The sequence below is a fragment of the Streptomyces sp. NPDC048461 genome, assembly GCF_055587105.1.
Map to the genome: position 1 here is coordinate 497,800 of NZ_JBVJGW010000001.1, position 25,384 is coordinate 523,183.

The 25,384-nt window shown below is 71.5% G+C and carries 21 protein-coding genes; 11 read left to right on the plus strand and 10 right to left on the minus strand.

The window, feature by feature from the left end; all coding sequences use genetic code 11:
• Positions 1 to 193 precede the first annotated feature (193 nt).
• From ACZ6S8_RS02170 to ACZ6S8_RS02180, 3 genes are all read left to right on the plus strand, one after another.
• Positions 194 to 325 carry a hypothetical protein gene (locus ACZ6S8_RS02170; protein ID WP_267717669.1) on the plus strand — a complete coding sequence of 44 codons (132 nt, stop codon included), beginning with the start codon at positions 194 to 196 and terminating at the stop codon, positions 323 to 325.
• 121 nt (positions 326 to 446) lie between these two features.
• The gene (locus tag ACZ6S8_RS02175; protein ID WP_469451600.1) at positions 447 to 1,487 is read left to right on the plus strand and encodes a 3-isopropylmalate dehydrogenase; all 1,041 of its coding nucleotides are present in this window, start codon (positions 447 to 449) and stop codon (positions 1,485 to 1,487) included.
• Between the two features lie 228 nt (positions 1,488 to 1,715).
• Positions 1,716 to 2,801: a branched-chain amino acid aminotransferase gene (locus ACZ6S8_RS02180; protein WP_469451602.1), complete on the plus strand. Its 1,086-nt coding sequence runs from the start codon at positions 1,716 to 1,718 to the stop codon at positions 2,799 to 2,801.
• Between the two features lie 122 nt (positions 2,802 to 2,923).
• Here ACZ6S8_RS02180 and ACZ6S8_RS02185 read toward each other — a convergent pair whose 3' ends face one another.
• Positions 2,924 to 4,348: a cytosine permease gene (locus tag ACZ6S8_RS02185; protein ID WP_469451603.1), complete on the minus strand. Its 1,425-nt coding sequence runs from the start codon at positions 4,346 to 4,348 to the stop codon at positions 2,924 to 2,926.
• Positions 4,349 to 4,503: 155 nt separating this feature from the next.
• On the opposite strand from ACZ6S8_RS02185, the gene ureA reads away from it, so the two are divergent.
• From ureA to ACZ6S8_RS02215, 6 genes are all read left to right on the plus strand, one after another.
• Entirely contained in the window at positions 4,504 to 5,208 is a 705-nt protein-coding gene (gene ureA / locus ACZ6S8_RS02190) for an urease subunit gamma (RefSeq protein ID WP_469451605.1), read from the plus strand.
• The gene (locus tag ACZ6S8_RS02195) at positions 5,205 to 6,938 is read left to right on the plus strand and encodes an urease subunit alpha (protein ID WP_469451607.1); all 1,734 of its coding nucleotides are present in this window, start codon (positions 5,205 to 5,207) and stop codon (positions 6,936 to 6,938) included. The genes ureA and ACZ6S8_RS02195 overlap by 4 nt, the downstream gene beginning before the upstream one ends.
• A 28-nt stretch (positions 6,939 to 6,966) precedes the next feature.
• Positions 6,967 to 8,025 (plus strand): agmatine deiminase family protein, encoded by a 1,059-nt coding sequence (locus ACZ6S8_RS02200; RefSeq protein WP_469451609.1) that lies wholly within the window; start codon positions 6,967 to 6,969, stop codon positions 8,023 to 8,025.
• Between the two features lie 19 nt (positions 8,026 to 8,044).
• On the plus strand, positions 8,045 to 8,671 hold the full coding sequence (locus ACZ6S8_RS02205) for a TetR/AcrR family transcriptional regulator (RefSeq protein ID WP_469451610.1): 627 nt from the start codon (positions 8,045 to 8,047) through the stop codon (positions 8,669 to 8,671).
• Between the two features lie 356 nt (positions 8,672 to 9,027).
• Complete coding sequence (cimA, locus tag ACZ6S8_RS02210) at positions 9,028 to 10,641, plus strand: citramalate synthase (RefSeq protein WP_469451612.1); 1,614 nt, start codon at positions 9,028 to 9,030, stop codon at positions 10,639 to 10,641.
• A gap of 73 nt (positions 10,642 to 10,714) precedes the next feature.
• Positions 10,715 to 12,076, plus strand: coding sequence for a hypothetical protein (locus tag ACZ6S8_RS02215; RefSeq protein WP_469451613.1), 1,362 nt, complete (start codon positions 10,715 to 10,717; stop codon positions 12,074 to 12,076).
• A gap of 26 nt (positions 12,077 to 12,102) precedes the next feature.
• Here ACZ6S8_RS02215 and ACZ6S8_RS02220 read toward each other — a convergent pair whose 3' ends face one another.
• Positions 12,103 to 12,711, minus strand: a complete 609-nt coding sequence (locus ACZ6S8_RS02220) for a YceI family protein (RefSeq protein ID WP_469451615.1) — start codon at positions 12,709 to 12,711, stop codon at positions 12,103 to 12,105.
• 271 nt (positions 12,712 to 12,982) lie between these two features.
• On the opposite strand from ACZ6S8_RS02220, the gene ACZ6S8_RS02225 reads away from it, so the two are divergent.
• Entirely contained in the window at positions 12,983 to 14,566 is a 1,584-nt protein-coding gene (locus tag ACZ6S8_RS02225) for an acyl-CoA carboxylase subunit beta (protein ID WP_469451616.1), read from the plus strand.
• 17 nt (positions 14,567 to 14,583) lie between these two features.
• Positions 14,584 to 14,781, plus strand: a complete 198-nt coding sequence (locus ACZ6S8_RS02230; RefSeq protein ID WP_267717656.1) for an acyl-CoA carboxylase subunit epsilon — start codon at positions 14,584 to 14,586, stop codon at positions 14,779 to 14,781.
• Between the two features lie 175 nt (positions 14,782 to 14,956).
• On the opposite strand, the gene ACZ6S8_RS02235 is transcribed toward ACZ6S8_RS02230, so the two are convergent.
• The 8 genes from ACZ6S8_RS02235 to ACZ6S8_RS02270 form a co-directional block, all read right to left on the minus strand.
• Positions 14,957 to 15,541: a GTP-binding protein gene (locus ACZ6S8_RS02235; protein ID WP_267717655.1), complete on the minus strand. Its 585-nt coding sequence runs from the start codon at positions 15,539 to 15,541 to the stop codon at positions 14,957 to 14,959.
• The gene (locus ACZ6S8_RS02240; protein ID WP_267717654.1) at positions 15,522 to 16,076 is read right to left on the minus strand and encodes a DUF742 domain-containing protein; all 555 of its coding nucleotides are present in this window, start codon (positions 16,074 to 16,076) and stop codon (positions 15,522 to 15,524) included. The genes ACZ6S8_RS02235 and ACZ6S8_RS02240 overlap by 20 nt, the downstream gene beginning before the upstream one ends.
• Positions 16,077 to 16,169: 93 nt before the next feature.
• Positions 16,170 to 16,583 (minus strand): roadblock/LC7 domain-containing protein, encoded by a 414-nt coding sequence (locus ACZ6S8_RS02245; protein ID WP_030037347.1) that lies wholly within the window; start codon positions 16,581 to 16,583, stop codon positions 16,170 to 16,172.
• 10 nt (positions 16,584 to 16,593) lie between these two features.
• A complete protein-coding gene (locus ACZ6S8_RS02250) occupies positions 16,594 to 19,830 on the minus strand; it encodes a sensor histidine kinase (protein ID WP_469451618.1) in 3,237 nt (1,078 codons plus the stop codon).
• A gap of 292 nt (positions 19,831 to 20,122) precedes the next feature.
• Positions 20,123 to 20,707: a GTP-binding protein gene (locus ACZ6S8_RS02255; protein ID WP_385229961.1), complete on the minus strand. Its 585-nt coding sequence runs from the start codon at positions 20,705 to 20,707 to the stop codon at positions 20,123 to 20,125.
• On the minus strand, positions 20,688 to 21,080 hold the full coding sequence (locus ACZ6S8_RS02260) for a DUF742 domain-containing protein (RefSeq protein WP_215149806.1): 393 nt from the start codon (positions 21,078 to 21,080) through the stop codon (positions 20,688 to 20,690). Before ACZ6S8_RS02260 ends, ACZ6S8_RS02255 begins: the two co-directional genes overlap by 20 nt.
• A 151-nt stretch (positions 21,081 to 21,231) precedes the next feature.
• Complete coding sequence (locus ACZ6S8_RS02265) at positions 21,232 to 21,645, minus strand: roadblock/LC7 domain-containing protein (RefSeq protein WP_008739864.1); 414 nt, start codon at positions 21,643 to 21,645, stop codon at positions 21,232 to 21,234.
• A 9-nt stretch (positions 21,646 to 21,654) separates the two neighbouring features.
• A complete protein-coding gene (locus ACZ6S8_RS02270) occupies positions 21,655 to 25,377 on the minus strand; it encodes a sensor histidine kinase (RefSeq protein ID WP_469451619.1) in 3,723 nt (1,240 codons plus the stop codon).
• Between the last annotated feature and the right edge of the window lie 7 nt (positions 25,378 to 25,384).

Sequence of the window (25,384 nt, forward strand, 5' to 3'; positions counted from 1 at the left end):
GCGGAGACATACAGCCGGACCTGGCCTAGCTTTGTAGGAGCCGAACGTCTCGCCGATCCGGCGAATGGCGGTCGTGAGCGCGCGCCCCTGGCAGGCAACCCCTGCGGCGCACCGCTCCCCGCCTCTTCCGGCGCCTTGAAGGAACCCCTCATCCGTGGCCCCGCCACGCCGTGATCTCAAGGAGTCGATCACCATGACCCCCACCACCGCTGCCGTCCGCCGTGTCCGCCACTCCTCCACGGCGGACTCCGACCGCAAGAACGCCGCCGCCGCCCTCCAGCGTGCCCTGGACCGCCGGGACAACGGCGGCTCGACCGGCCACTGAGCCCGCGCAGGGCCGCTGAGCAGGCCTTCGCCCACCGTCGCCCCGGACATGTTGCGTTCACGATGGTCCACATGGTGGACGCAATATGTCTGAGGGCTGGGACACGGAGTACGGTTTCGCCATGTCGACCAGCATCAATCTCGCAGTGATCCCCGGTGATGGCATCGGCCAGGAAGTCGTGGCTCAGGGACTCAAGGTCCTTACCGCGGTCCTGCCCCAGGATGTGAAGCTGGAGACCAGGCAATACGATCTCGGGGCCCAGCGCTGGCACCGCACCGGTGAAACCCTCCCGGACGCGGAGCTGGAGGCCCTCAAGCACCACGACGCGATCCTGCTGGGCGCCATCGGCGACCCCTCGGTCCCGTCCGGCGTACTGGAGCGCGGTCTGCTGCTGAAGCTCCGCTTCGCGTTCGACCACTTCATCAACCTGCGCCCGTCGAAGCTGTTCCCGAACACCGCCACCCCGCTGGCCGGCCGTCCGGAGATCGACTTCGTCGTGGTCCGCGAGGGCACCGAGGGTCCCTACACCGGCAACGGCGGCTCCCTGCGCACCGGCACCCCCGCCGAGGTGGCCACCGAGGTCAGCATCAACACCGCGTACGGCGTCGAGCGCGTCGTCCGCGACGCGTACGAGCGGGCGAACGCCCGCCCCCGCAAGAAGCTGACGCTGGTCCACAAGAACAACGTCCTCGTGTACGCGGGCCACCTGTGGAAGAACGTCTTCGACACCGTCGGCCGGGAGTACCCCGAAGTCACCACCGACTACCTGCACGTCGACGCCGCGACGATCTTCTTCGTCACCCAGCCGGAGCGCTTCGACGTCATCGTCACGGACAACCTCTTCGGTGACATCCTCACCGACCTGGCCGCCGCCGTGACCGGCGGGATCGGCCTGGCCGCGTCCGGGAACGTCAACCCGACCGGCGCCTTCCCGTCCATGTTCGAGCCGGTCCACGGCTCGGCCCCGGACATCGCGGGCACCGGCAAGGCCGACCCGACCGCGACGATCCTCTCCGTCGCCCTCCTGCTGCGCCACCTGGGCTACGAGGCCCAGGCCGCCCGCATCGAGGACGCGGTCTCCGCCGACCTCGCGGAGCGCGACGGCACCTTCCGCTCCACCGACGCCATCGGCGACGCCCTCGCCGCACGCGTAGCCGGCTGACCCGGCCGCTCCACCTCCAGGAAGCCGCCGGGTCGCGATCGACGCCCCGGCGGCTTTTCCTGTGCGGCCCCGGGTGTCACCATCTCCCCTGGGCCGCAATCCCCCCGTTTCACCGAAGTCCCCGCGCGCGCGATAATCGAACGCGAGGCCGCTGAATACGGGGAAGCTCGGACGTCCTAGTACGCATGAGCGCGGTCCGCCATACACAACGGTGAAGGACAAGCACTCATGACGACGCCCACGATCGAGCTCAAGCCCTCCTCGAACCCGCTGTCCGACGCGGAGCGCGAGGCGATCCTGGCCAGCCCCGGATTCGGCCGCCACTTCACCGACAACATGGTGACGATCAAGTGGACCGAGGGCCGCGGCTGGCACGACGCCGAGCTGGTCCCGTACGCGCCGCTGTCGATCGACCCGGCCAACATGACCCTGCACTACGCGCAGACGATCTTCGAGGGCCTGAAGGCCTACCGCCAGCCCGACGGCACCGTGGCCACCTTCCGCCCCGAGGCCAACGCCACGCGCTTCCAGGCCTCCGCCCGCCGCATGGCCATGCCGGAGCTGCCCGTCGACCTGTTCATCTCGGCGTGCGACGCCCTGATCAAGCAGGACCGCGCATGGGTCCCGGACTCCGGCGAGGCCTCGCTCTACCTGCGGCCGTTCATGTTCGCGTCCGAGGTCGGCCTGGGCGTCCGCCCGGCCAACGAGTTCCTCTTCATCGTCATCGCCTCGCCCGCCGGGGCCTACTTCCCGGGCGGCGTCAAGCCCGTCTCCGTGTGGCTCTCCGAGGACTACGTGCGCGCCGTCAAGGGCGGCACCGGCGCCGCCAAGACCGGCGGCAACTACGCGGCGTCCCTCGTCGCCCAGGCCCAGGCCGCCTCGCACGGCTGCGACCAGGTGGTCTGGCTCGACGCCGTCGAGCACCGCTGGATCGAGGAGATGGGCGGGATGAACCTGTACTTCGTGTACGGCGACCGCATCGTCACCCCCGAGCTCACCGGCTCGCTCCTCCCGGGCATCACCCGCGACTCCCTCCTCACCATCGCCCGCGACCTCGGCTACACCGCCGAAGAGGGCCGCATCACCACCGAGGACTGGAAGCGCGACAACGAGAACGGCACCCTCACCGAGGTCTTCGCCTGCGGCACCGCCGCCGTCATCACCCCGGTCGGCTCGGTCAAGTCCGAGCGCGCCGACTGGACCCAGGGCGACGGCGAGCCCGGCCGGGTCACCATGCGCCTGCGCAAGGCGCTGCTGGAACTCCAGACCGGCCACGCCGCCGACGCGCACGGCTGGATGCACCCGCTCGGCTAGGGCGACCGCGCAAGGCCGCCCACGACCGACCGCATACGAGGGCCCGCGTCGAAGGCCCGCGTACGAAGGCCCGCGCCCCGGAAGCTCCGGTGGCGCGGGCCTTCGTCGTGCGCGGGCGGGGCTCAGGCCGCCGTCCGCACCGCCGGGTCCCCGGCCGGGACCGGGGCCGGGGAGGCGCCGGCGGTCAGGGCGGCGTACACGAGGCCGCCGGTGAGGCCCGACAGGACGAAGGAGCAGTCCACCCCGCCGGTCAGGGCCAGCAGCGGGCCCTCGTAGAAGGGGGTGGTCACGGCGAGGAGGCCGACCCCGGCGCCGACCGCCCAGGCGGCGGTCGCGCGCGGGTTCCAGCCGCTGCGGTACCAGTACGCCCCGCCGACCGAGCGGCGGTTGAAGACCTGGAGGGCCTCGGCGTCGTACTGCCCGCGGCAGCGCGCGTAACCGATCAGGGTGATCACGGCCCAGGGGGTGCCGACCGCGGTCAGCAGCAGGACGAAGGAGGTCATCGCGGCCTGCGCGTTCCACCCGAAGGAACCGACGAAGACGAAGGCGGTGGCGACGGCCGCGGCCGCCAGGGTGGCCGTGGTGCGCGTGGCCCGGGGGAGGATCGCGTCGAGGTCGAGCCCCATGGAGTAGAGCATCAGCCCGGCGTTGCCCACCGAACCGGCCGCGGCCGCGGCGAGCAGCGGGAGCAGGTACCAGGAGGGCGCGGCGGCCACGAGGGGACCGGCGTACTCGGCGCCCGCCCGGGCGGCGAGCGCGGTGAAGGTGCCGAACAGCTGAGGGACCAGGAGCCCGGCGAGCAGACCGAGGGCGGTGGCGCCGAGCACCGTGCGGGAGGTGTGCCGGCGGGGGGAGACGTAGCGGGTGTAGTCGCCGAGCAGCGTGATGAACGCGACGGGCCCGCTGAGGCCGGCGGCGACCGCGGCGAGCAGCCAGGTCGGCCAGAACGAGCCGAGGAGGTACGGGGTGTCCGGCGGGGCGGCGGCGGTGAAGTCGCCGGAGTAGGCGAACACGCCGACCGCGAGCAGCACCAGCATGCCGACGGACAGGACCTTGCTCATGCGCAGGAGCAGCCGGTAGCCGAAGACGGCCCCGACGACGGTGCAGACGGCCAGTGCGCCGTACATCGCGGCCCGCGTGAGGCCGGTGTCCGGGAGTCCGGTGAGCCGTGAGAGGACGCCGGCCATCACGTCGCCGCCGACCCACAGAGTCAGCGCGGTGTAGCCCAGCGAGAGCAGCAGGCCGACCACCGAGCCGACGAGGCGGCCGCGGACGCCGAACTGGGCGCCGCTGGAGGTGGAGAGGTTGGTGCCGGTGCGCAGGGAGACGAGCGCGAGCGGCGCGGTGAAGGCGATGCCGACGAGGGTGCCGGTCACGATGGCGGTGACCGAGGGCCACAGGCCCAGTCCGAAGGACGGGGGCAGCCAGCCGAAGACGATCACACCGAGGCAGAGGTTGGAGCCGAGCAGGATCGACATCAGGTCACGGGGACCACTCGTCCGCTCCTCCTCGGGGATGGTGTCGACTCCGCGCTGTTCGATGGGCATGGGGGACTCCCTTGGCAGGGCGGGGGGTGGTCGCACAGTGTTTGAGCGACACTCAATGTGACGCACGTCAGTGGGCCGGGTCAATGATTCCCTCCTACGAGATGAAGAGTTAGAGTGATGCTCTAACCCATCGACTCAAGAGGTGGTGGATCGGCGTGCGGCTGACCCCTACGGAGCGCGACCGGCTGCTGCTCCGCAGCGCTGCGGAACTGGCGAGGGCCCGACGGACCCGTGGCCTGAAACTCAACGTCCCGGAGGCCACCGCGCTGATCGCGGACACGGTCTGCGAGGCGGCGCGCGACGGCAAGCGGCTGGCGGAGGCCATCGAGGAGGCCCGCTCGGTGCTGGGCCCGGACGACGTCCTGCCCGGCGTCTGCGACGTGGTCACCGAGGTGCACGTGGAAGCCGTCTTCGACGACGGATCGCGCCTCGCGGTCGTCTCGGCCCCGATCCGGGGCGCCGTCCCGCTCGGCGACGACGCCCCGGGCGCCGTGGTCCCCGGGCCGGGCGTGCCGCAGCCGGAGCCCGTCCTCCACCTGAGGGTGCGCAACACCGCGGCGGTCCCGGTGAGCGTGACCTCGCACTTCCACTTCTTCGAGGCCAACCCGCGCCTGGACTTCGACCGGGCCGCCGCCTACGGCATGCGGCTGTGCGTGCCCGCCGGCTCGTCCGTGCGGTTCGACCCGCACGGGGAGGGCGAGGTGGGCCTGGTCCCGATCGGCGGTGACCGGATCGCGATCGGTTTCGCGGGGCTGGTCGACGGTCCGCTGGACGCCCCGGGTGCGAAGGGTGAGGCCCTGCGCCGGGCCGCGGCGTGCGGCTACCTCGGTACGAGCACCCCGGAAGGGAACCCCGCATGAGCCGCCAGACCCCTCACAGCGACCACTGCGCCCCGGGCGGTCGGCACATCGATCCGCACGAGTATGCGGCGGTGCACGGTCCGCGGGCGGGGGACCGGGTCCGGCTGGGTGATTCGGGGCTCACGGTGCGGGTGGAGTCGGACGCGCAGCGGGCGGGGGACGAGTTCCTGGCGGGTTTCGGGAAGACGGCGCGGGACGGGCTGCACCTGAAGGCGGCGGCGGTCCGTGACACGTGTGACGTGGTGATCAGCAACGTGCTGGTCATCGACGCGGTGCTCGGGATCCGCAAGGTGTCCATCGGCATTCGTGAGGGGCGGATCCACGCGATCGGGCGGGCCGGCAATCCCGACACCCTCGACGGCGTCGACGTCGTCGTCGGCACCGGTACCTCGATCGTCTCCGGCGAGGGCCTGATCGCCACCGCGGGCGCGGTGGACACCCATGTCCACCTGCTCTCCCCGCGGATCATGGAGGCCTCGCTCGCCGCGGGAGTCACCACGATCATCGGCCAGGAGTTCGGCCCCGTCTGGGGCGTCGGCGTCAACTCCCCGTGGGCGCTGAAGCACGCGTTCAACGCGTTCGATGCGTGGCCGGTGAACATCGGTTTTCTCGCGCGGGGTTCTTCGTCGGATGCGGCTCCGTTGGTGGAGGGGTTGGCGGAGGGTGGTGCGTGCGGGTTCAAGGTTCATGAGGACATGGGTGCGCATGCGCGGGCGCTGGACACGGCGTTGCGGGTGGCGGAGGAGTACGACGTGCAGGTGGCGCTGCACAGTGACGGGCTGAACGAGTGTCTGTCGGTGGAGGACACCCTGCGGGTGCTGGAGGGGCGGACGATCCACGCGTTCCACATCGAGGGTTGTGGTGGGGGGCACGTGCCGAACGTGCTGAAGATGGCGGGGGTGGCGAACGTGATCGGTTCTTCGACGAATCCGACGCTGCCGTTCGGCCGGGACGCGGTGGCGGAGCACTACGGGATGATCGTGTCGGTTCACGATCTGAAGCCGGATCTGCCGGGTGACGCGGCGATGGCCCGTGACCGGATCCGGGCCGGGACGATGGGGGCGGAGGACGTCCTGCACGATCTCGGGGCGATCGGCATCACCTCTTCCGACGCGCAGGGCATGGGGCGGGCGGGGGAGACGATCCGGCGGACGTTCGCGATGGCGGCGAAGATGAAGGGCGAGCTGGGTCCGCTGGCCGGTGACGGGGACGGTGACGACAACGCCCGGGTGCTGCGGTACATGGCGAAGCTGACCATCAATCCGGCGATCGCCCATGGTCTGGCCCACGAGATCGGTTCGATCGAGGTCGGCAAGCTCGCCGACATCGTCCTGTGGCGCCCGCCGTTCTTCGGCGCGAAGCCCCAGCTCGTCCTCAAGTCCGGCTTCCCCGCCTACGGCGTCACCGGCGACCCCAACGCCGCCACCGACACCTGCGAACCCCTCGTGCTCGGACCGCAGTTCGGCTCGTACGGAGCCACCGCGGCCGACATCTCCGTCGCCTTCGTCTCGGCCGCCGCCGCCGCGCTCGGCAGCGACGAGATGCCGACCCGCCGCCGCCGGGTCGCCGTCCGCGGCACCCGCGGGATCGGCCCGGGAGACCTCCTCCTCAACTCGCGGGTCGGCGCCGTCGACGTGGACGCGACCAGCGGGCTCGTCTCCCTGGACGGCGAACCGCTGCGCTCCGAAGCCGCCGATTCCGTCTCCCTCAACCGCCTGTACTTCCTGTAGACCGGCCCTGCCCCGAAGGACCCCCGCCATGACCGCTGCACAGCCCGCCCCCACCGGAAAGCCCGCCGACGCCGGATTCCGGATGCCCGCCGAGTGGAGCCCCCACGAGCGCACCTGGATGGCCTGGCCCACCCCCAACCCGACCTTCACCACCGAGCAGGAGCTCGCCGCGGCCCGCGAGGCCTGGGGGGCCGTCGCCCGCGCGGTCGCCGCGTACGAGCCCGTGACCCTCGTGGTCTCCCCGGGCGACGCCGGGTCCGCCCGCGCGGTCGTCGGCGACGCGGTCCAGCTGGTCGAGCGCGAGCTCGACGACGCCTGGATGCGGGACATCGGCCCCACCTTCGTCACCAACGACGCCGGCGAACTGGCCGCCGTCGACTGGACCTTCAACGGCTGGGGCGCCCAGGAGTGGGCCCGCTGGGACCACGACGAGAAGGTCGCCCGGCACGTCTCGGACGTCGTCGGCAGCCGTACCTACAGCACCGCGCTCGTCAACGAGGGCGGCGCGATCCACGTCGACGGCGAGGGCACCGTCCTGCTCACCGACACCGTCCAGCTGGGCGAGGGCCGCAACCCCGGCTGGACCCGCCGCCAGGTCGAGGCCGAGATCCACGCCCACCTCGGCACGACCAAGGCGATCTGGCTGCCCTACGGCCTGGCCGGCGACTACGGCACCTACGGCACCCAGGGCCACGTCGACATCGTCGCCGCCTTCGCCCGCCCCGGCGTGGTGATGGTGCACACCCAGCCCGACCCGGCCCACCCGGACCACGAGCGCTGCAAGGCCATCGCCGCGCTCCTGCGGGCGTCCACCGACGCGCGGGGCCGCCGGCTGGAGGTCGTGGAGGTGCCCGCGCCGACCGTGCTGGAGGAGGACGGGGAGTGGGTGGACTACTCCTACATCAACCACTACCTCTGCAACGGCGGCGTGGTCCTGTGCTCCTTCGACGACCCGCGCGACGAGGAGGCCGCCGAGATCTTCCGCGGACTGTTCCCCGAGCGGACCGTGACACTGGTTGACGCACGTACGATTTTCGCCGGGGGTGGCGGCATCCACTGCATCACCCAGCAGCAGCCGAAGGTCTGACCGACGAGGAGTGGGGTCCATGGTCGCGGGTGGAGTACCGGTACGGGCGGCGCGCAAGAACGCGCCCCCGCGCGAGGACGTACTCGTCGCCGCCATGGCCACGATCGCCGAGCGCGGCCTCGAAGGCCTGACCATGGCCGGCCTCGGCCGCGAGGTCGGCATGAGCAGCGGCCACCTCCTCTACTACTTCCGCAGCAAGGACGAGCTCCTGCTGCAGACCCTGGAATGGAGCGAGGCGGCGCTCGGCACCGAGCGGCGGGGGCTGCTGTCCCGCCGCGGGCCGGTGGCCGAGCGCCTGCGCGCGTACGTCGACCTGTACGTCCCCACCCAGGCCCGCGACCCGCACTGGACGCTCTGGCTGGAGGTCTGGAACCGCTCGCAGAACGCGGGCCCCCAGGAGCGCGACCGCCAGGCGGCCATCGAGGGCGCCTGGCACCGCGACCTGGTGGCGCTGCTCGCCGAGGGCATCTCGCGCGGCGAGTTCCGGCCCGTGGACCCCGACCGCGTGGCGGCCCGCATCCGGGCCCTCCTCGACGGCTTCAGCATCCAGCTGGCGGTGGGGCTCCCGACGCTGGACCGCGCGGCGATCCTCACCCACGTGCGCGAGTTCCTGGACGACACCCTGACCCCGCACGCACCGGCGTGACCGGAGCCGCCGCCACCGCCACCGCCGGCCGCCGGATGCCAGGGGGCCCGTGTGCCAGGGTGCCCGGATGCTGAGATCCGTGTCCGCGGACCGGCGCCGGTGTGGCACACTGCGGGCGTGCCTGCTCAGCTCATGATTATCGCCAGCAGCGCGCCGGTCCCCAGTGGCCGCTGAACCGCGGAAGAACTTCGCGGAGGCGGCCACCGTGCCCCAGACCCGCGCGCAGACCTCTCGCTACCCGCGAGGGGTTTTTTCGTTTCCCGGCTCCATCCCTGCCGGGACCGGGCCGCGCGCGATGATGGGGGCAGTGGATCCCGGACATCCGGACCCACTCATCCGACAGGAGTCAGATCAGCATGACGACGACAGAGGTCGCAGAGGTCCTCGACGACAGCTTCCATGTCTTCGACACCACGCTGCGCGACGGCGCCCAGCGCGAAGGCATCAACCTCACGGTCGCCGACAAGCTGACGATCGCCCGGCACCTGGACGACTTCGGAGTGGGCTTCATCGAGGGCGGCTGGCCCGGCGCCAACCCCCGCGACACCGAGTTCTTCGCCCGGGCCCAGGCCGAGATCGACTTCAAGAACGCCCGGCTCGTCGCCTTCGGCGCCACCCGCCGGGCGGGCGGCTCGGCGGCCGAGGACCCGCAGGTGCGGGCCCTGCTGGCATCCGGCGCCCCGGTGATCACGCTCGTCGCCAAGTCCCACGACCGCCACGTCGAGCTGGCCCTGCGCACCACCCTCGAAGAGAACCTGGAGATGGTCCGCGACACCGTCTCCCACCTGGTCGCCGAGGGCCGCCGCGTCTTCGTCGACTGCGAGCACTTCTTCGACGGCTACCGCGCCAACCCCGCGTACGCGAAGTCCGTCGTGCGCACCGCGCACGAGGCCGGCGCCGACGTCGTCGTCCTCTGCGACACCAACGGCGGCATGCTGCCCGCCCAGGTGACCGCCACCGTCGCCACCGTCCTCGCGGACACCGGCGCCCGCCTGGGCATCCACGCCCAGGACGACACCGGCTGCGCCGTCGCCAACACCCTGGCCGCCGTCGACGCGGGCGCCACCCACGTCCAGTGCACCGCGAACGGATACGGCGAGCGCGTCGGCAACGCCAACCTGTTCCCCGTCGTCGCCGCCCTGGAGATCAAGTACGGCCGCACGGTGCTCCCCGAGGGCGCCCTCGCCGAGATGACCCGCATCTCGCACGCCATCGCCGAGGTCGTGAACCTCACCCCCTCCACGCACCAGCCGTACGTCGGCGTCTCCGCCTTCGCCCACAAGGCCGGTCTGCACGCCTCGGCGATCAAGGTCGACCCGGACCTCTACCAGCACATCGACCCCGCACGGGTCGGCAACACCATGCGGATGCTGGTCTCCGACATGGCCGGCCGGGCCTCCATCGAGCTCAAGGGCAAGGAGCTCGGCGTCGACCTCGGCGGGGACCGCGCGCTGATCTCCCGGGTCGTCGAGCGGGTCAAGGAACGGGAGCTGCGCGGCTACACGTACGAGGCCGCCGACGCCTCCTTCGAGCTGCTGCTCCGCGCCGAGGTCGAGGGCCGCGCCCGCCGGTACTTCCGTACGGAGTCCTGGCGCGCGATCGTCGAGGACCGTCCGGACGGCACCCACGCCAACGAGGCCACGGTCAAGCTGCGCGCCAAGGGCGAGCGGATCGTCGCCACGGCGGAGGGCAACGGCCCGGTCAACGCCCTGGACCGGGCCCTGCGGGTGGCGCTGGAGCGGTTCTACCCCCAGCTGGCCAAGTTCGAGCTGGTGGACTACAAGGTCCGCATCCTGGAGGGCACGCACGGCACGGAGTCCACGACCCGCGTCCTGATCGCGACGACCGACGGCGTCAGCGAGTGGTCGACCGTCGGCGTCGCCGAGAACGTGATCGCGGCGTCCTGGCAGGCCCTGGAGGACGCCTTCACCTACGGCCTCCTCCACGCGGGCGTGGAACCGGCCGAGTAGCCGCCCGGCGGCGCCCGCGGAGCCTTATGTCCTGCTCACACGGGAAAGTAGCGGTTCGGGTAGCGTCGTGAGTATGAGGACCAGGCTGATATCCGCACGATCCGGACCGCTGCTGGCCGGTCTGCTGCTGGCCCTGTCGGCGACCGCCCTCGTGGTGGCCGCCCCGCAGGCGTCGGCCGCCACCGGGACCGCCGCCGTCGCGGAGGCCCTCAAGAAGGGCCCGGTCTACGTCGATCCGCGGGCCGGGGAGCAGCTGCCCCCGGCCGCGGCGGACGCGCTCGCCAAGAAGATCAAGGACGCCGGGAAGCCGGTGTTCGTCGCCGTGCTGCCGGCCGCCGCCGAGTTCCCGCAGGACAAGGTCCTCGCGGCAGTCCGCGCCGAGACCGGCATCACCGGGCTGTACGCGATCCGCCTCGGCGACGGCTTCCGTGCCGCCGCCGACCGGACCGTCATGCCGGGGTACGTCGCGCAGAACCTCTCCGAGGCCGTGAAGGCCGGCGGTCCGGTCGACGCGACGACCCAGCTGAACACCTTCGTGGACCAGGCCCTCTCGCAGACCAAGGGCTCCGCGCCCGCCTCCTGGGGCGCGACCGGAGCGGACGAAGGCGCCCCGGTCGGCGGGCTGATCGCGCTCGGCGCGGTGGCGGTGGTCGGAGGCGGCGGCGCGTACGCGCTGGTCCGGCGGAACAGGAAGAAGAAGGAAGAGGTCCGGCGCGAGGCGGTCGCCCGCCTGGCCGTCGTGGTGGACGAGGACATCACGGCCTTCGGCGAGGAGCTGGAGCGGCTCGACTTCCACCCCGGCGAGCCCGGTGCGGACGACGCCATGCGCAAGGACTACGAGCAGGGGCTCGACTCCTACGAGAAGGCCAAGCAGATCATGGCCTCCGTGCAGCGGCCGGAAGAGGTCAAGGGGGTCACCCAGGCGCTGGAGGACGGCCGTTACGCCCTGGTCTGCCTCGACGCGCGCCGTCAGGGCGAGCCGGTGCCCGAGCGGCGCTCGCCGTGCTTCTTCGACCCCCGGCACGGGCCGAGCACCGAGGACGCGGCGTGGGCCCCGCCCGCCGGGGCCGCCCGTACCGTCCCGGTCTGCGCGGCGGACGCCGTACGGCTGCGCGACGGCCTCGACCCGGCGGTCCGCACCGTCGACACCGAGCGCGGGCCGCGGCCCTACTACGACGCCGGCCCGGCGTACGGTCCCTGGGCCGGCGGCTACTTCGGCGGCGGCATGCTGCCGGGTCTGCTGATGGGCACGATGCTCGGTTCGATGATGGCCACTCCCGCCTACGCCTCGGACTTCGGCGGCGCGGGGAGCGGTTTCGAGGGCGGGGACGTCTCCGGGGCCGACTTCAACCCGTCCGACTTCGACGGCGGGGACTTCGGCGGCGGTGGCGGTTTCGACGGGGGCGGCGGCTTCGACGGCGGGGGCGGCTGGTAGCCGCCCCCGGGGGCCGGTCCGGTGGATCAGGCCTGCTTGATGGCGGAGATGTCGAAGGTCAGCTTCACCTTGTCGCTGACCATCACACCGCCGGCCTCCAGCGCCGCGTTCCACGTCAGGCCCCAGTCGGAGCGCAGGATCTCGGCCGAGCCCTCGAAGCCGACGCGCTCGTTGCCGTAGACGTCCGTGGCGGATCCGGCGAACTCCAGGTCGATGGAGAGCGGGCGGGTGACGTCCTTGATCGTCAGCTCGCCGGTGATGCGGTACGCGTCGCCGCCGAGCTGGGCCGCCGAGGTGGAGCGGAAGGTCATCAGGGGGAAGCGCTCGGCGTCGAAGAAGTCGCCGCTCAGCAGGTGGCCGTCGCGGTCCGCGATGCCGGTGGAGACCGAGGCGATGGTGACGTCGATGGAGGCGGTGGAGCGCGCCGGGTCCGAGCCGTCCAGGTGCAGGGTGCCCTCGTGCTCGCCGAAGCCGCCGCGGACGTTGGTCACCATGGCGTGGCGCACGGTGAAGCCGATGCTGCTGTGGGAGGCGTCGATGACGTAGTCGCCGGTGAGCGCGGCGAGGGCCGGGTCCACGTCGAGCGTGGCGACGGCGGCGGTGGTGTCCTGGCTGCGGCGGGTGAAGAGACCCATGACTTGCTCCTCGGTAGTGTCCTGCACGTCCTGCGTGTCTGTTGAATCTTCAACGACTTCAACGAGGACGACGCTAGACCCATTCCGTTCAAATTTCAACTTCCTTGGCGGGTGTCGTCTCTCTTTGTCGGGGATCGACAAAGGAGCCGTCCCCCGTATGGCGGAGTCCGCGCATCGCCGAGCCCTTCTGTGCGGGCCGGACAGCGGAAGACACCCGAGACTGTGCGGAATCAACGGAGGTTTTTCACCCCTCGCTTCGTAAGGTCGGTACATGACCGTTGTGGACCAGACCCCGAGCGAGCCCACGGACGCCCGCGGGCGCGTGGCCGAGCTGCACTCGCTGCGCGAGCAGGCGCGGCGCGGCCCCAGTGACCGGGCGACCGAGACCCAGCACGCCAAGGGCAAGCTGACCGCCCGTGAGCGGATCGCCCTGCTCCTCGACGAGGGTTCCTTCCGGGAGGTCGAGCAGCTGCGCCGCCACCGGGCGACCGGCTTCGGCCTGGAGAACAAGAAGCCGTACACCGACGGTGTGATCACCGGATGGGGCACGGTCGAGGGCCGCACGGTCTTCGTCTACGCGCACGACTTCCGGATCTTCGGCGGCGCGCTGGGCGAGGCCCACGCCATGAAGATCCACAAGATCATGGACATGGCCATCGCGGCCGGTGCCCCGCTGGTCTCGCTCAACGACGGCGCCGGCGCCCGCATCCAGGAGGGCGTCTCCGCCCTCGCCGGATACGGCGGCATCTTCCAGCGCAACACCCGGGCCTCGGGCGTCATCCCGCAGATCTCGGTCATGCTCGGCCCCTGCGCCGGCGGCGCCGCGTACTCCCCGGCCCTGACGGACTTCGTCTTCATGGTCCGGGACACCTCGCAGATGTTCATCACCGGCCCGGACGTGGTCCGCGCGGTGACGGGCGAGGAGATCACCCAGAACGGCCTCGGCGGCGCGGACGTCCACGCCGAGACCTCCGGCGTCGCGCACTTCGCGTACGACGACGAGGAGACCTGCATCTCCGAGGTCCGCTACCTGATCTCGATGCTGCCCTCCAACAACCGCGAGAACCCCCCGGTCCACGAGACGTCCGACCCCCCGGGCCGGCGCTCGGAGGTCCTGCTCGACCTGGTGCCCGCGGACGGCAACCGCCCGTACGACATGCTCAAGGTCATCGAGGAACTCGTCGACGAGGGCGACGTCCTGGAGATCCACGAGCGCTGGGCGCGCAACATCATCTGCGCCCTGGCCCGGCTCGACGGCCAGGTCGTCGGCATCGTGGCCAACCAGCCCGGCCACCTCGCGGGCGTGCTCGACATCCACGCCTCCGAGAAGGCGGCCCGCTTCGTCCAGCTCTGCGACGCCTTCAACATCCCGATCATCACCCTGCTGGACGTGCCCGGCTTCCTGCCGGGCGTCGACCAGGAGCACGGCGGCATCATCCGCCACGGCGCCAAGCTGCTGTACGCGTACTGCAACGCCACCGTCCCGCGGATCTCGCTGATCCTGCGCAAGGCCTACGGCGGCGCGTACATCGTCATGGACTCCCAGTCCATCGGCGCCGACATCACCTACGCCTGGCCCACCAACGAGATCGCCGTCATGGGCGCCGAAGGCGCGGCCAACGTCATCTTCCGCAAGCAGATCGCGGACGCCGAGGACCCCGAGGCCATGCGGACCCGCATGGTCAAGGAGTACAAGGCCGAGCTGATGCACCCGTACTACGCGGCCGAGCGCGGCCTCGTCGACGACGTGATCGACCCCGCCGAGACCCGCGGGACCCTCATCAGCGCCCTCGCGATGCTCCGCAACAAGCACGCCGACCTGCCGTCCCGCAAGCACGGCAACCCGCCGCAGTAAGAGGAGACCCGCCACCGATGAGCACCGACACCCTGCTCCGCGTCGAAAAGGGCAACGCCGCCCCCGAGGAACTGGCCGCTATCACCGCGATCCTGCTGGCCCGCGCCGCCGCCACCCCGGAGACCGCCCCCGCACGCACCCCCCGTTCCCAGGCCGGCTGGCGCCGCCTGGAGCGCACGCCGGGCTTCCGCGCCCCGCACAGCTGGCAGGGCTGAGCCCCGCGAGGCTCCGTACGCCGAGAGGCCCCGCACCCCCTCGGGGGGTGCGGGGCCTCCCGCACGCCCCCGTACGGCGCCCTGAGCGGGCCGCGGAGGGGCGGGGCGCTTTTCCGGGAACGGCGAAGGCCCCCGCGTCCCGGACGCGGGGGCCTTCGTGTGCTGCAGGGGGCCGCTAGCGCAGCCGCGCCATGAGGGCGTGCTCGACGAGCGTGATGAGGGCGCTCTTGGCGTCCGCGCGGTGGCGGGCGTCGGTGGTGATGATCGGGGCGTCCGGGCCGATCTGGAGGGCCTCGCGGACTTCCTCCGGCGTGTACGGCTGGTGCCCCTCGAAACCGTTCAGGGCGATCACGAACGGCAGGCCGCTGTTCTCGAAGTAGTCGACGGCGGGGAAGCAGTCGGCGAGGCGGCGGGTGTCGACGAGGACGATCGCGCCGATGGCGCCGCGGACCAGGTCGTCCCACATGAACCAGAAGCGGTCCTGGCCCGGCGTACCGAAGAGGTACAGGATCAGGTCCTGGTCCAGGGTGATGCGGCCGAAGTCCATCGCGACCGTGGTGGTCGTCTTGTCACCGGTGTGGGTGAGGTCGTCGATCCCGGCGGAGGCACTGGTCATGACGGCTTCGGTGCGCAGCGGGTTGATCTCGGAGACCGCGCCGACGAACGTGGTCTTGCCCACGCCGAAGCCGCCCGCCACCACGATCTTCGCGGAGGTGGTGGAGCGAGGAGCCGCTCCGCCGCTAGAGCTTGCGAAGTCCACTGAGCACCCTTTCGAGCAGTGTCACATCTGGCTGGCCGCCGGCAGACTCGTCGCCGCCGGGCTGATGAATGGCGACAAGGCCCGCCTCTGCCAGGTCGGCGACGAGGATGCGGGCGACACCAAGAGGAATGGAGAGGAGTGCCGAGATCTCCGCGACGGATTTGATCTCCTGGCACAGACGGCAGATGCGCTGGTGCTCGGGCAGCTGCCCTTGCAACCGCGCGGGATCGGCCGTGGTACTGACCAGCGCCTCGATGGCGAGCTGGTAGCGCGGCCGGGTACGGCCGCCGGTCATCGCGTACGGGCGCACCAGCGGATTGTGGGCCTTCGGAGCGGGCTGGCGCGCGGCGCGCGGCGGCTGCTGCGGGGGCACCTGAGGCTGCTGGTACTGCGGGGGCTGTCCGTACGGCTGCTGGTAGGGGTTGTGCTCCGACACGGGCCGGCTGGGAGCAGACGGGAAGTTGAAGCGGTTCTGGTCGTGCCCACCCTGCGGCTGCTGCGCGCCGCCATAGGGATGTCCTCCGGGTGTTGTCACGTTTCCTCCTCCGACTCCAAGTACGCAGTGCTCCCTGTGGGACCGCGCCACCGCACCCTATGGTGCGATGGCGCGAAACGCACTGCCTGTCTGCTAGTTGAGAAGACTTCCCTGGAGCTCCGCGCGCAGGTCCGGGGTGAGGACACTGCCCGCGCGATCCACCAGAAGAGCCATCTCGTAGCCCACGAGGCCGATGTCGCACTCGGGGTGCGCGAGCACCGCGAGAGAGGAACCGTCCGAGACGGACATGAGGAAGAGGAATCCCCGGTCCATCTCGACCACGGTCTGGTTGACGGCGCCGCCCTCGAAGATGCGGGAGGCACCGGCGGTGAGGGAGGTCAGACCGGAGGCCACGGCCGCCAGCTGATCGGCGCGGTCGCGCGGGAACCCGTCGGACATCGCCAGAAGCAGTCCGTCGGCGGAGACCACCACCGTGTGGGACACCCCGGGGGTGTTGTCCACGAAATTGGTGATCAACCAGTTCAGGTTCTGTGCCGCCTGGCTCATCGGGCTCACACTAACGCTCCTGGTCATAGCTGTTACTTGACTGCTCGGAACCCGCGCTGCGTCCCTGCTGGACACCGCGCCGCAGGTTGCTCAACCTGCCGCGGACGTCCTCCGGGGCGCGGGAGACCTGTGGGCCGCCCTGCGGGGTCGTCTCCGCCGCACCCTCGACCAGGTTGGCCTTGGGTACCCGCCGAGGGAGACCGGACGGGGTGACCCCGCCCGCCTTCGGCTCACGGAGCTTGCCGGCCTGCTGCCAGCGTTCGTCGTTGCGCGAACGCCAGGCGGCGGTGCCTTCAGTTTCCTCCGGGGCCTTCTCCGGTTCGGCGGGCTGCTGCTGACGCGGCGGCCGCTGCTCGAAGAGGGACCCGGTGGACTCCGCTTCCTTCTGTGCCGGCTGCCACTGCTGCTGGCTGCCGCGCCGCGGCAGACCCGCTCCGGTCATCTCGTGACCGGTGTCAGCAGCGGTGTCCGGACGGTCGAAGCCTACGCGTTCCGGGGCCTGTTCGGCACCGGACGGTGATTCCGATTCGGTCCCGTAATCCTGCTGGTAGGCAGCCGGATACGTGTTCTGCTCGGGCCACTCGGACGCTCCGGACTGGGCATCGTAGCCGCCGTCATATGCCGGGGCGGCCTGCTGCTGGTCCTGGAAGCCGGCTTCCGGATAGCCGTATCCCTGCTGCGGGTAGGCGTCGAAGCCGGACTGCGCGCCCTGCTGCTCGTACGGGGCTTCGTAACCCTGTTCGGGCTGCTGCTCGTAGCCCTGGTACGGCTGGTACCCGTGTTCAGGCTGGGGTTCCGGATACTCCGGGCCGGGATACGTCGGCTGGGCCTGCTGCGGCTGGCCGCCGCCCTGCTGCTCCGGCTGGCCGTATCCGGCCTGGGCCTCCAGCGCGGCCCGGCGCTCCTCGCGTCCCAGGGAACGCCCGACCGGGTCGAGGTTTCCGCCGTCCGCGCCCTGCTGGTCGTACCGGGAGTCGTCGAAGCCGAGTTCGGCCGCGGTGCGCAGCGCGGGCGCCTGGATGGCCTGCTGCGGCTGCTGCCGGGTCTGCTGCTCGGGGATGATCTGGGAGACCGTGAAGTCGTCGTCCGGTACGCCCTCGCCACCGCCACCGTGGGTGATCGCGTCGGGGAGCATGACCAGCGACGTGGTGCCCGCCGCCTCGCCCGAGGGGCGCAGCTGGACGCGGATGCTGTGGCGGTCCGCCAGCCGGCCGACCACGAACAGGCCCATGCGCTGCGAGATCGCGGCGTCCACGGTCGGCGGGTTGGCCAGCTTGTGGTTGATGTCCGCGAAGTCCTCGGCGGTGAGGCCGATGCCCTTGTCGTGGATCTCGATCATCACGCGGCCGTCGGGCAGACGCGTCGCGTTGACCCGCACCTTGGTCTGCGGGGAGGAGAACGTGGTGGCGTTCTCCAGCAGCTCGGCGAGCAGGTGCACGAGGTCGGTGACGGCCTGGCCGTGGATCTCGGCGTCGGAGACGCCGGAGAGCTCGACGCGCTCGTACTGCTCCACCTCGGAGGAGGCGGCGCGCAGGACGTCGACGAGGGGGACCGGCTGGTCCCAGCGGCGGCCCGGCTCCTCGCCCGCGAGGATGAGGAGGTTCTCGCCGTTGCGGCGCATGCGGGTGGCCAGGTGGTCCAGGCGGAAGAGGTTCTCCAGCTGGTCCGGGTCGGCCTCGTTGTTCTCCAGGTCGGTGATGAGGGTCAGCTGGCCCTCGATCAGCGACTGGTTGCGTATGGAGAGGTTCGTGAAGATCGCGTTGACGTTCCCTCGCAGGAGCGCCTGCTCGGCCGCGAGCCGTACCGCTTCCCGGTGGACCTGGTCGAAGGCGCGGGCGACCTCGCCGATCTCGTCCTGGGAGTCGATGGGGATCGGCCGGACCCGGGTGTCGACCTTGCCCGGGTCGGTGCGCGAGAGCTGGTCGACGAGCATCGGCAGGCGCTGCTCGGCGATGTCGAAGGCGGCGCCGCGCAGACCGCGCATCGCGCGGCCCATCTGCCGGGCCATGAGGCCCGCCAGGATGAAGGCGGCGAGCAGGGCCAGGACCACGATGGCGCCGTTGGTGATGGCGTCGTTGCGGGCCTCGTCGGAGATCGCGCCGGCGTCCTTCACGGCCTTGTCGAGGAATTCCTTCTCGATCTGGTCGTAGCCGTCGAACTTCGCGGTGGCGGCGAACTGCCAGGCGGCGGGAGTGGTGCCGTTCAGAGCCAGCTTGGCCTTGCTGTCGCCGCCGGCGATGGCCTCGGTCATGCCGGTGAGCGCGGAGCCGTTGACGACCGGCGGCGGCCTGAAGGCGGTGCCGGCCTGCTCGGCGGCCGACTTGGCCTCGGCGAGCTTCTGGGCGCCTTCCTCGGACTTCTGGCCCATGACCTCCTTGAGGCGGTTGGTGTCCGCCTCGGTGCCGGCCGCGACGAACTCGCCGATGGCGATCTCTTCGAGGTAGGCGTAGGAGGTGAAGGCGACCAGCTGGGCCTTGCGGACGTCCTCGTTGGTGCTCGGGCGGACCAGCAGGTGGGTGCCCACCGCGCGCTGCAGCGAGTTCGCCGCCTTGGCCAGCTGGATCGCGTAGACCATGCGGCCGTACGAGGTCACGTTGCCGGTGCCGAGGCCGAGCTCGTTGGCGAACTGCATGAGGTAGTGCTGGACCAGGACGTAGCCCTCTTCGGTGGGGATGGGGCCCGCCGCGCTGGGGAGGTTCTTCTTCGGGGTCTCGATCGCCGCCTGGTAGGCGGACTTCCGGACCAGTTCCAGCTTGGGCTCGTCCCCGCGGAAGAGCTCCAGACGCCGCTCCAGGCCCTGCTGCTTCGGCATGTCCTGGACGGCCTTGTCGAACTTGGCCTTGGCCGCGTTGGTCGCCGAGTAGGCCTTGGTGACCGTCTCGCTCTTGGTGTCGCCGCTCAGGAGCGGCTCGGCCGAGAGGTCGCGCTCGTTCAGCAGCGCCTGGCTGTACTCGGAGGAGGCCTGGACGACCCGGGCTATCTTCTCGGCGTCCTGGGCTTCGTTCCAGGTGTCCACGGAGCCCTTCACCTGGAAGCCGCCCATGACCAGCCCGACGAGCGCGGGTACGAGCAGGATGGCGTTCAGGCGGGTCGGCACGCGCCAGTTGCGGGGTGCGAACCGGCTGGTGCTGCCGCTGCTGGCCGGTGGCTCCACGGGCGCGTCGACGGGCGACACGGCCGCTCTCGGCGGCGGGGTGAAGTTGCCGCGCGCGGGTTCATCCGCGGGGCTTGCGTTGCTTCGCCTCACTCGACCAACAACCTCTCCGCGGTGCTACTAGCTGGTTCGTTGAATTCCAGCACGGTTAACGGCCGTGTTCCAAACAGTTGAAATCGGCCATTCCTAGAGCCTTATGCCCCACATAAATCGGACATAAAGAGCGTCCGGCGGCAAAAATGGGGGAAGTTGTGAGCTCAGCGGCACCAACTGAACGCGCCCTGTGCCCGACCGGCGGCAATTCTCTGTCGAAACGTTATGAACGAGAGGGGCGGGCCGTGTCGCACGACACAGCCCGCCCCTCCCGCGCACCACCCGAACCGTGCTATTTGAGCCGCGCCATGAGGGCGTGCTCGACGAGCGTGATGAGGGCGCTCTTGGCGTCCGCGCGGTGGCGGGCGTCGGTGGTGATGATCGGGGCGTCCGGGCCGATCTGGAGGGCCTCGCGGACTTCCTCCGGGGTGTACGGCTGGTGCCCCTCGAAACCGTTGAGCGCGACGACGAACGGCAGGCCGCTGTTCTCGAAGTAGTCGACGGCGGGGAAGCAGTCGGCGAGGCGGCGGGTGTCGACGAGGACGATCGCGCCGATGGCGCCGCGGACCAGGTCGTCCCACATGAACCAGAAGCGGTCCTGGCCCGGCGTACCGAAGAGGTACAGGATCAGGTCCTGGTCCAGGGTGATGCGGCCGAAGTCCATCGCGACGGTCGTGGTCGTCTTGTCGCCCGTGTGGGTGAGGTCGTCGATCCCGGCGCTCGCGGAGGTCATCACCGCCTCGGTGCGCAGCGGGTTGATCTCGGAGACCGCGCCGACGAACGTGGTCTTGCCCACGCCGAAGCCGCCCGCCACCACGATCTTCGCGGAGGTGGTGGAGCGAGGAGCCGCTCCGCCGCTAGAGCTTGCGAAGTCCACTGAGCACCCTTTCGAGCAAAGTCACGTCCGGCGTGCCGCCGGCCTCTCCGTTGCCCGGCTGGTGGATGGCCACCATTCCGGCCTCCGCCAGGTCGGCGACGAGGATCCGGGCGACACCGAGCGGCATCGACAGCAGTGCAGAGACCTCCGCGACCGACTTGACCTCTCGGCACAGGGTGCAGATGCGCTGGTGCTCGGGGAGCAGGCCGGAGAGGTGCATCGGATCGGCGGTGGTGCTGACCAGCGCCTCTATGGCGAGCTGGTAGCGGGGCCGGGTCCGGCCGCCGGTCATCGCGTACGGACGCACCAGCGGCTGGTCGCCATCCGAGTACGAATCTCCGTACGCATCGGGGTAGGCGGGGGGCGGGGTCATTGATCCTCCGGGCTGGACAGCAGTGGTCAGCGTGCCGTCTGACGGGGCGGCCGGTGGGGGGACGGTATGACGGCCTGTCGGGGGTACTGGGTTCCGGGGCACGTGCCCCGGTCTCCCGGCCGGAAGTACCGTCCGGCCGGGAGGGGAGAGGTCAGATGAGCAGGCTTCCCTGAAGCTCGGCGCGCAGGTCCGGTGTGAGGACGCTGCCCGCGCGGTCCACGAGGAGGGCCATTTCGTAGCCCACGAGGCCGATGTCGCACTCGGGGTGTGCGAGCACGGCCAGCGAGGAGCCGTCCGAGACGGACATGAGGAAGAGGAATCCCCGGTCCATCTCGACCACGGTCTGGTTGACGGCGCCGCCCTCGAAGATGCGGGAGGCGCCGGCGGTGAGGGAGGTCAGACCGGAGGCCACGGCCGCCAGCTGATCGGCGCGGTCGCGCGGGAATCCTTCGGACATGGCCAGAAGGAGTCCGTCGGCGGAGACCACCACGGTGTGGGACACCCCGGGGGTGTTGTCCACGAAGTTGGTGATCAACCAGTTCAGGTTCTGTGCCGCCTGGCTCATCGAACTCAACTAACGCTCCTGCTGATAAGTGGGGTCGATGTGGTAACTGCCGGTCGCCGGACCGCTGGTGCCGGCTTGACGGCCCTGCTGGATGCCGCGTCGGAGGTTGGTCAGACGGCCGCGGACGTCGTCCGGGGACCGGGAGACCTGAGGGCCGGCCTGCTCCTCGGACTGCTGCTGCGCGGTGCCGGCCACGAGGTTCGCCCGCGGGACCCGGCGGGGCAGCCCCGAGGTCGTGATGCCGCCGGCGGCGGGCTGGCGCACGCGCTCGGCCTGCCGCATCAGCTCGTCGTTCGGCGAGGAGCGCCAGCTGACCGTCGGCATGGCGCCGGTGGCCGCCGCGGGCTCGGCCGCCTGCTCCTGGCCCCGCTGCGGCAGCTGCTGCTGCGGAGCGGGCGCCGGGGCGGACTGCTGCGGCTGCTGGGGTACGGCCGCTCCCTGCGCGGGGGGCTGCTGCCCCTCCTCGCGGAACCAGTTCGACTCCAGCGTGTCGAAGATCGGGCTGCGCGCCTCTCCGGCACCCGGCGCCGGCGGCAGCGCCTCGGGCCGGGGGGCCGGCGGCAGGCCGGGGGCTTCCGGACGCCGGGGCGGTACGGGCGCGTAGTCCGCGCCGGGCTGCGGCTGCGGCGGCTGGTACTGCTGCGGCTGCTGCGGGGCCTGCGGCTGGGGGGCGAAGCCGCCGACACCGGGGCCGCCCGGCCGCTGGGGCTGGTACCCCGGACGGGCGAACTGGCCGGTGGAGGAGGCGTCCGCGGGACCGCGCAGCTCCGGGCGCTCGAACTGGCCGGTGGAGGACGGGTCCAGGGGACCGCGTACGTCCGGGCGCTCGAACTGTCCCGTGGTGCTGTTCAGGCCGTCGCCCTGGGGCATCGGGGCGTTGAAGTCCGGGCGGGCGAACTCGGAGGTCGAGCCGGGGCCCGACAGTTCGTCGTGGCCGCGCGCCTGGTCGGCGCCCCAGCTGGTGGTCTGCGGGCCGGGGAGCTCGGGACGCGGGGCGCCGCCGCGCGGCGGCAGCTGCGGCCGGGCACCGCGCGAAGCGGGCCCGGCGGGCTGCTGGGGCTGCTGCTGCGGGGGCTGGGCCGCCGGCTGCTGCGGCTGGGGCCGCTGGAAGCCGTTGCCCTGGGGGAACCCGGCGGGACCGCCGGACCCCGGGGGCGGGGACGTCGGACGGGCCTGCGGGCCGCCCGAGAGGCCGCCGCCGGCGAAGCCGCCCGCGGCGCCGGCCGGGCCGCGGCCCGGCAGCGGTGCCCCGGAGCCGAAGGCGCCCTGGCCCTGGGCGGACGTGGTCGGCCCGGCCTGCGGACGGCCGCCCGGCGCGCCGGGGCCGCCCTGCTGCGGGAGACCGCCCTGCGGGGACTGCTGGCCCTGCTGCCGCTGCTGGCCCGCACCGTCGCGGCCCGGCAGGGCGGCGCGCTGGCCGACCGCGCCGACCTGGCCGCGCTGGGGAGCCGTACCCACGGGGGGACGGGCGCCGCCGGGCACGGAGGCCTGCGCGCCGGAACCGCCCGGGGCGCCGCCGGGGCCGCCCTGGTTCGGCATCGGAGCCGGCTTCTTGCCGCCCTGGGCGACGTCGACCGGAAGCATGACGAGGGCCGTCGTACCGCCCGAGTCGGAGGGGCGCAGCTGGATGCGGATGCCGTGTCGCAGGGACAGGCGGCCGACCACGAACAGGCCCATGCGGCGGGAGACGGAGACGTCCACGGTCGGCGGAGCGGCGAGCCGCTCGTTGATCGCGGCGAGGTCCTCGGGGGACAGGCCGATGCCGGTGTCGTGGATCTCGACGAGCACGCGGCCGTCCGGCAGCGCGTGGCCGGTGACCTTGACCTTGGTCTGCGGGGAGGAGAACGAGGTGGCGTTCTCCAGCAGCTCGGCGAGCAGGTGCACGAGGTCGTTGACGACGCGGCCGGCGACGTCGGTGCCCGGCACCGACGTGAGCTCGATGCGCTCGTACTGCTCCACCTCGGACGCGGCGGCGCGCAGGACGTCGACGAGCGGGACGGGGCGGGTCCACCGGCGGCCCGGCTCCTCGCCCGCGAGGACGAGGAGGTTCTCGCCGTTACGGCGCATGCGGGTCGCGAGGTGGTCGAGCTTGAAGAGCGAGGACAGCTGGTCCGGGTCGGCCTCGCGCGACTCCAGTTCGGAGATGAGCGAGAGCTGACGCTGGATGAGGCCCTGGGAGCGGCGCGAGAGGTTGGTGAACATCGCGTTGACGTTGCCCCGGAGGAGGGCCTGCTCGGCGGCGAGGCGGACGGCCTCGCGGTGCACGTCGTCGAAGGCCGCGGCGACCTGGCCGATCTCGTCGCGGGTGTGCAGGCCGACCGACTCCACGGACGTGTCGACGTCCTGCGGGTCGGACTCGGAGAGCTGCTTGACGAGCTCGGGGAGGCGGTCCTGGGCGACGCGCGTCGCGGTGTCCTGCAGGCGGCGCAGCGAGCGGATCATCGACCGGGCCATGACGAAGGCGCCGACGAGGGAGACACCGAGCACGAGGAGGATCAGCGCACCGTTGAGGATGGCGTCCTGCTGCGACTCGTTCTTGAGCTCGCGGGCCTTCTGCTCCATGTCCTCGAGCAGGGTGAGCTCGATGACCTTCATGGCCTGGAGCTTGGTGCCGTCGGCGTCGTACCAGTCCATCCAGGAGCGGTACTGCTGCTCCTTGGCGAACTGCCCCTCGGTGCTCAGGACGCGGCGGGTGAAGTGGTCGGCCTTGCCGATCTCCTGGTTGCCGTCGCCGAGCGCGGCGAGGAGCTCCTCGGGCTTGCCCTGGTAGACGAGCTCGAAGGTCTTCTTCGACTGGCTCTCGCCGCGGAGCGCGGAGAGGGCGTACAGACGGTCGTTCTCGCCGAGGCTGCCCTGCTTCTCACCGCTGTCGGGGAGGGAGGCGGCGATGACCGCGCGCTGGATGGAGGCGTACTCCTTGGCGGAGGAGAACGCCGCCAGGGCGCGCGTGCGCTTGATCATCTCGGGGTTCGAGGTGGCCTGTGCCATGTCCTGGGAGAGGGACAGCAGCGAGACGATCAGTGCGTTGTACTCGGTGATGGTCTGCTGGGCGCCGTTGGCGTACGCCTTCTTGCGGATGTCCTCGATGCCGGTGAGCTGGCGGCCGATCTGCAGGATGTTGTTGCGGATCGACTTGAGCGTCTCGTCCTTGTCCTCCGCGCTGTCGACCTTGTCGGTCGCGGAGGCGAAGGCCTTGGCCGCGGTGTCGGTCTGCTCCCGGACACCGTCGACGATGCTGTTGCTCTTGCCGTTCTTGGTGATCGACATCGGACCCGCCGACATGTCCCGCTCCTCCTGGAGCATGGCGGCCAGGTTGGTGGCCTGCCGGGTCATGGTCGTCAGCAGCTGCATGTGCTCCAGCTGGGCGATGTCGTTCATCGAGTCGTTGATGCGGAAGCCGCCGAGCGTGGTGGCCGCGACGACGGGCAGGGTCAGCAGCGACACCAGTCGCGTGCTGATGCGCCAGTTCTGCATGGCGAGACGAGAGCCGGGCCCGCTGGGGGCCTTCGGTATCGCCACGTCCTGCGTCGCCGGCGTCGCCTTGACGGCCGCCTTGCCCTTGCCGGGCCTCCCGCGGCCCTTCGCCTTCACCGCGGCGGAGGCGTTGGGGCTCGCGCCTTCGACAGCCGGCCCGCGGTTCTGGGCGTGCTGGGGCGAGGAGCCACGGTCGGTCCCGCCGCGCGGCTCCTGCTCCGCCGCAGCGCTGCCATCCCTCTTGAATCGTCCCTGCACTAGCGTC

Coding starts and splice junctions, on each gene's coding strand:
- ACZ6S8_RS02170 (WP_267717669.1), top strand. CDS start 194: ATGACCCCCACCACCGCTGCCGTCCGCCGTGTCCGCCACTCCTCCACG.
- ACZ6S8_RS02175 (WP_469451600.1), top strand. CDS start 447: ATGTCGACCAGCATCAATCTCGCAGTGATCCCCGGTGATGGCATCGGC.
- ACZ6S8_RS02180 (WP_469451602.1), top strand. CDS start 1,716: ATGACGACGCCCACGATCGAGCTCAAGCCCTCCTCGAACCCGCTGTCC.
- ACZ6S8_RS02185 (WP_469451603.1), bottom strand. CDS start 4,348: ATGCCCATCGAACAGCGCGGAGTCGACACCATCCCCGAGGAGGAGCGG.
- ACZ6S8_RS02195 (WP_469451607.1), top strand. CDS start 5,205: ATGAGCCGCCAGACCCCTCACAGCGACCACTGCGCCCCGGGCGGTCGG.
- ACZ6S8_RS02200 (WP_469451609.1), top strand. CDS start 6,967: ATGACCGCTGCACAGCCCGCCCCCACCGGAAAGCCCGCCGACGCCGGA.
- ACZ6S8_RS02205 (WP_469451610.1), top strand. CDS start 8,045: ATGGTCGCGGGTGGAGTACCGGTACGGGCGGCGCGCAAGAACGCGCCC.
- cimA (WP_469451612.1), top strand. CDS start 9,028: ATGACGACGACAGAGGTCGCAGAGGTCCTCGACGACAGCTTCCATGTC.
- ACZ6S8_RS02215 (WP_469451613.1), top strand. CDS start 10,715: ATGAGGACCAGGCTGATATCCGCACGATCCGGACCGCTGCTGGCCGGT.
- ACZ6S8_RS02220 (WP_469451615.1), bottom strand. CDS start 12,711: ATGGGTCTCTTCACCCGCCGCAGCCAGGACACCACCGCCGCCGTCGCC.
- ACZ6S8_RS02225 (WP_469451616.1), top strand. CDS start 12,983: ATGACCGTTGTGGACCAGACCCCGAGCGAGCCCACGGACGCCCGCGGG.
- ACZ6S8_RS02230 (WP_267717656.1), top strand. CDS start 14,584: ATGAGCACCGACACCCTGCTCCGCGTCGAAAAGGGCAACGCCGCCCCC.
- ACZ6S8_RS02245 (WP_030037347.1), bottom strand. CDS start 16,583: ATGAGCCAGGCGGCACAGAACCTGAACTGGTTGATCACCAATTTCGTG.
- ACZ6S8_RS02260 (WP_215149806.1), bottom strand. CDS start 21,080: ATGACCCCGCCCCCCGCCTACCCCGATGCGTACGGAGATTCGTACTCG.
- ACZ6S8_RS02265 (WP_008739864.1), bottom strand. CDS start 21,645: ATGAGCCAGGCGGCACAGAACCTGAACTGGTTGATCACCAACTTCGTG.